Annotated in this window: 4 protein-coding genes and 1 pseudogene; 1 reads left to right on the forward strand and 4 read right to left on the reverse strand. The window is 77.7% G+C overall.

The window, feature by feature from the left end; translation table 11 throughout:
- The 4 genes and pseudogenes from ACSNOB_RS31345 to ACSNOB_RS31360 form a co-directional block, all read right to left on the reverse strand.
- Nucleotides 1–1721: pseudogene (locus tag ACSNOB_RS31345) on the reverse strand (SCO7613 C-terminal domain-containing membrane protein); the annotation flags it as partial.
- Between the two features lie 47 nt (nt 1722–1768).
- Nucleotides 1769–2089, reverse strand: a complete 321-nt coding sequence (gene cutA, locus ACSNOB_RS31350) for a divalent-cation tolerance protein CutA (protein WP_091103345.1) — start codon at nt 2087–2089, stop codon at nt 1769–1771.
- 9 nt (nt 2090–2098) lie between these two features.
- On the reverse strand, nt 2099–3115 hold the full coding sequence (locus ACSNOB_RS31355) for a 1-acyl-sn-glycerol-3-phosphate acyltransferase (RefSeq protein ID WP_436690978.1): 1017 nt from the start codon (nt 3113–3115) through the stop codon (nt 2099–2101).
- Nucleotides 3115–3948, reverse strand: coding sequence for a patatin-like phospholipase family protein (locus tag ACSNOB_RS31360; RefSeq protein ID WP_436690980.1), 834 nt, complete (start codon nt 3946–3948; stop codon nt 3115–3117). The genes ACSNOB_RS31355 and ACSNOB_RS31360 overlap by 1 nt, the downstream gene beginning before the upstream one ends.
- Before the next feature lie 121 nt (nt 3949–4069).
- Between ACSNOB_RS31360 and ACSNOB_RS31365 the strand changes: the two genes are divergently transcribed.
- The coding region (locus tag ACSNOB_RS31365; RefSeq protein WP_436690982.1) for a serine/threonine-protein kinase at nt 4070–5304 on the forward strand (1235 nt) is incomplete at its 3' end.

The following is a 5304-nucleotide window of genomic DNA, read 5'->3' on the forward strand; positions in this document are numbered from 1 at the left end:
ACGCCCAGCAGGCCCGCCCCCGCCGCCAGGTCCAGGGCCACCACCGGGGGCCACGGCGACGGCCAGCCGGCGGGCACCGCGAGCGCGGTGGCCGCCACGCCGAACGCGGCCAGCGCCGGCCGGGCGGCCCGGGGCAGCAGCAGCCCCACGGCCGCGAGGGTCAGCGCGATCGCCGACGGCAGCTGCCACCCCCATGCGACGTCCGGCCCGGCGGCGGCCCCCTGCCACGGCGGCAGCGACCGGCCGACCGCGGCGCCGGCGAGCACGACGGTCATCAGCACGGCGAGCTGCGCCGTCCCCCCGGCCACCAGCAGCGCGCCGACCCGGGGACCGGTCCGCCACCCGGCGGGCAGCAGCCGCACCGCGCCGGCCAGCGCCGCCACGACGAGCGCCGCGAGCAGCAGCACCAGCGATGGCCACAGCTCCGCGACCGGGCGGACGGCCGCGCCGGCCAGCACCGGCACCAGCAGCCCGGCGGCGACGGCGCGGAACACCCGCCCGCCGGTGAGCAGCGCCGCGCCCAGCAGCGTCAGCGCCGCCAGCAGCAGGGGCGCGCCGGCAAGCAGCGGGATGCCCGCGGCCCGGCCGACGACCAGCGGCACCAGCGCGCAGCTCGCGGCCGCCGCCAGCGCGCCGGCGTACCCGATCCAGGCGACGACGCGACCGGCGAGGACCGCCGGGCGCTCCCCCGCCCCGCCCGCCGGCGCGGTCGCCGCCTCCGCCGGCACGGGCCCCCCGCCCGCTGGGGCGGGCACCGCGACCGCCGGTCCCCCGCCGCCCGTGGTCGCGGCGCCGCCCGCCGGTGCGCTCCGGCGACGCAGCGCGACCAGCACCGCCAGGTCGAGCAGCGCCACCCCGACGAAGACCACCGCCCAGCCGGCGGCGTCCGGCCGGGCGCCGACGGCGAGCAGGGGCAGCACCGGCTGCGCGGTCACCAGGGCCGCGAACCACGGCACGGTCAGCCCGCTGAGCCGGGCGTACCCGGCGGCGACCGCCGCGCCGGCCCCCCCGACCAGCGCGGCGTAGCGGGTGGCGGGCCAGCCGGCAACCCCGAACAGGTCCACCGTCCAGGCGGCGTACCCGTCGAGGAGCACCAGCAGCAGCCCCACCGCGGCGAACGTCTCCGCGGTGCCGCGCAGCCCGCGCCGCACCGCCACCAGGGGCGCGGCCAGGGCGAGCGCGGTGAACGCGGCCAGGATCAGGGCCCGGCCCGCGACCCCGACCGCCGCCCAGGCGACCGCCGTGAAGACCACCGCCGCGGTGCCCAGGAGCAGTCCGCCGAGGACGAACAGCAGGCTCTGCACCGTCCGGGTGGAGGTCTCCGCCCCGCCGACGCCCGCGCCGACCGGGGCCGGCGCGGGGCCCGGCGCGACCGGCCCCCGACCCGGCCACGCCGGCGCCGGGTGGGTCGGCACCGACGCCGGGCCCGCGGCGGGCGTCGGAATCGCGGCGGGCGTCGGAATCGCGGCCGGGCCGGGAAACTGCGCCCGGATCGCGGCGGCCAGTTCGGCCCGGCGCCGCCGGCTCGCCGCCAGCCGGTCGACGAGCCCCTGGTACGCCGCGCGGGCCCGCTCGACCTCGCCGCCGAGCACGACGATCTCCCGGTCGAGCCGGATCACCTCGGCGGCGGCCGGGTACGGCGGCCGCCCGCAACCGGAGCAGCCGGAGCCGAGGTCGGCCGGCGCGCCGCAGGCGGGGCAGGGGTAGCCGGTGTTCTGCACCCGGCCATTCTCAGCCGGCGCGCGTCACCGGCCCAGAGTGCGCGTACTCAGGGGCGGGTGTGCTCGTGCACCCAGGCGGCGTACGCGGGGTCGCCGCTGTCCACCCTGCTCACCAGGATCTCCGGCACCTCGTACGGGTGGCTGGCCCGGATCTGCTCCACCAGCGCGGCGGCCCGGTCCGGCGCGGTCTTGAACTGCACCGACCACTCGGTGCTGGTCTCGACCCCCGAACGCCACCAGTAGGTGCTGTCCACCTGGCCGCCCACCTGCGCGCAGGCCGCCAGCCGCCCGGCGACGGCCGCGGCCGCCAGCACGTCGGCGACCGACCGCGCGTCCACCACCGTCGTCACCACGCAGATCTGGTCCACCAGCGCACCCTACGCGGCGTCGTCCCGATTGGCCGCGATCCACTCGTCGATCCGCGCCCACCAGTCGAAGAGCCAGTCGATCCGCTCCTGCCTGCCGGTCGGCACCTCCTCCGGCGGCACCGACCAGAAACGCATCACGATCCGTTTGTCCATCGGCAGTTCCCGCCACACGTCGGCGACGGTGAGCATCCGGTCCAGGCCGGTGTGCGCCACGAAGATCACCCCGGCGTCCGGCGCGGCGTCCAGGGCCGCGAGCAGCCCACCGGGCTGCGGGGCGAGCACGTGCCGCATCCGTTCCGCGCGCAACGCCATCCGCTCCAGGCCCAGGGTGCGCAGCCGGGCGATGGCCCGCAGCCGGCGGCCGGGGGTGAAGTTGCCGCCCTCGGGGAAGATCACGAAGGCGTCGTCGTCGTCCAGGCCCTCCGCCAGGTGCCCGATCTGCTCGGTCACGGAGCCCCGGCGGTCCTGGCCGGGCGCGAGGAAGCGGTTGGGCAGCCGGTTGAGCAGCACGTCGATCGCCGGGTCCCACTGGAGGCTGTCCTTGAGCACGATCCGCGGCTCCCGGTTGAACCAGTTCACCAGGGCGTGGATCAGGATGAACGAGTCGCCGGGGCCGGCGTGCCGGCAGAGCACCAGCTCAGGCCGGCCGGGCAGCGCCGTGTCCGGATCGGTGCCCACCACGTCGATGTTCAGGTGCAGCGTCCAGCGGGCCTGCCAGAAGAGCACCCGCAGGAACCAGCCCGCGAGCAGGTAGTGCGCCCGTTGGAAGGCCGGCGACCGGACCCGCCACCCGAAGCCGGAGGCGACCCAGAGCACGAAGAGCGCGAGCAGCGCCGCCGCGTCCCAGACCAGGTAGACGCAGCCGATCCAGAGCAGCCGCAGCGGCCGCAGCCGGCCGGGCACCAGGGGCGAGGCGGCCGCCGCGAGCAGCGCCCAGACCGGCAGGGTGGTCACCACGAGGAAGGCGAGCAGCACCGCGCCGGGGGCCAGGAGCAGCCGGCGTACCCACCACGGCGGGAGGGGCATCAGCGCTCCAGCTGGGTGGCCAGGTAGTGCCGGGAGGCCGTGTACGCCCGGCTGATCCGCCGCCCCACCGCCGCCATGTCCCGGTACGCCCACGGGGTGTCGTCGCGCGGGTTGAGCCCGCCGGTCGGCAGCACGTGCACCTCGACCCCCTCCGGCAGGGCCGCCATCTCCCGGGCGAACCGGTGTCGCCGGGCGATCTCGAACGCGACCTGGGCGATCTCCCACGGCCGGCGGGGCGGGCTCAGCTCCCGTTCGATGCGGCCCACCTGGAGTACGAAGATCCGCCCGGCGCCGGCGGCGACCGCCTCGCCGATCGGGATCGAGTTCACGATCCCGCCGTCGACGAAGTGCTCGTCGCCGATCCGGGCGGGCGGCAGCAGCCCCGGCACCGAGGCGGAGGCCAGCACGGCCGGCACCAGCGGCCCGCTGTCGAACCAGTGCTCGGCGGCCCGTTCGATGTTGGCGGCGCAGCAGCGGAACGGCACCTGGAGGTCGGCGAAGGTGGTCTCCACGCCCAGCTCGCTCTCCAGCAGCTTGCGCAGCGGGCGGGGCGAGTGCAGGTGGGTCCGGGCGGCGAACCGGCGAAGCTGCCGGGCCACCGAGTCGCCGTACACCTCGCTCGCCTCCGGCGAGGCCCAGAGCCGGACCAGCCGGTCGGTGACCGCCTCGGACGGTTCGGCGGCGACCAGCGCGCCGTTGACCGCCCCGATCGACGTGCCGAGCACCATGTCGGGCCGGATCCCGGCCCGGAACAGGGCACGCAGCATGCCCACCTCGACCGCGCCGAGGACTCCCCCGCCCCCGAGCACGAACGCCACCGGTCCCCGCGCCATGGGGCCCATCCTGGCACGGGCCCGCACGGTGTCGGCGACGGGCCGCAGCGACGGGCGTTGACAGGCCGGACACATTCACGCAACCTGATAGCGCTCCCACAGCGAGGCAGGTGCGATCCCCGTGAAGCCAGCACTGCACCCCGGCCGTCTGCTGTCCCGCAGGTACCGGCTCGTCGACCAGATCGGGGCCGGCGGCATGTCGGTGATCTGGCGGGCCCGGGACGAGGTGCTGGACCGGGTCGTGGCGCTGAAGGTGCTCGCCCCGTCGCTCGCCGCCGACGCCCGCTTCCGCGACATGGTCCGCGAGGAGGCCCGCGCGGCGGCCCAGCTCGTCCACCCGCACGTCACCTCGGTGCACGACTACGGCGAGACCGTGGCGCCCGACGGGTCGATCACCTCGTTCGTGGTGATGGAGCTGCTGACCGGTGAGGAGCTGGAGTTGCGGCTGACCGAGGGGCCGCTGCCGTGGACCGAGGCGGTCGAGATCGCGGCGCAGGTCGCCGACGCGCTCGCCGCCGCGCACCGGCTCGGCATCGTGCACCGGGACATCACCCCGGCCAACGTCATGATGACCCGGGTCGGGGTCAAGGTGCTCGACTTCGGCATCGCCGCCCGGATCGGCACGCCGGACGACGACGAGGACGGCGGCACGTTCGGCACGCCGGCGTACGTGGCGCCGGAACGGCTCGACGGCGCGCCGGCGCAGCCGGCCACCGACGTCTACTCCCTCGGGGTGCTGCTCTACGAGGCGCTGACCGGCCGGGTGCCGTACCCGGCGGACACCTGGGAGCAGCTCAGCGAGGCGCTGGCCGGCGACGGCCCGCCCCCGCTGGCGGACGTGCCGGGCCTGCCGCCCGAGGTGGCCCGCACCTGCCTGCGCTGCCTGGCCCGCGACCCGCTGGAGCGGCCCACCGCCCGGCAGGTCGCCACGGTCCTGCGCGACCAGTTGCTCCCCGCCGACCCGCAGGCCGCCACCATGCTCGCGCCGACGATGACCCTCCCGACGATGACCCTCCCGGCGCTCGCCCCCTCGGAGGCGGCACCCGCCCCGCCGGTCGCCGCAGCGGCACCGGCCCCCTCGGCCGGCGCGGCGGCCCCGGTGCCGGGCACCGGGGAGCCGGGCCAGCCGGGCGGCCCGGAGGCGCCGGACGCCCCCGGCCAGCCGGCCGCCGGCCCGCGCGGGGCGGCGGAGCCCCGCAGCGCCCGCCACGCGCGGGAGCGCGGGCGGCGCCGCGTGCCGCGGCCGGCGCTGGCCGTGCCGGTCGTGCTGGTCGTCGGGGTGGCGCTGGCCGTGCCCGCGTTCCGCCAGGAGGAGATCCGCCCGCCCCGGTCGCTGCCCACCACGGGCCCGACCAC

Origin of the sequence: Micromonospora sp. URMC 106, from assembly GCF_051386395.1 — a bacterium.
In the GTDB taxonomy this organism is placed as follows: domain Bacteria; phylum Actinomycetota; class Actinomycetes; order Mycobacteriales; family Micromonosporaceae; genus Micromonospora.

Coding starts and splice junctions, on each gene's coding strand:
- ACSNOB_RS31360 (WP_436690980.1), bottom strand. CDS start 3,948: ATGGCGCGGGGACCGGTGGCGTTCGTGCTCGGGGGCGGGGGAGTCCTC.
- ACSNOB_RS31355 (WP_436690978.1), bottom strand. CDS start 3,115: ATGCCCCTCCCGCCGTGGTGGGTACGCCGGCTGCTCCTGGCCCCCGGC.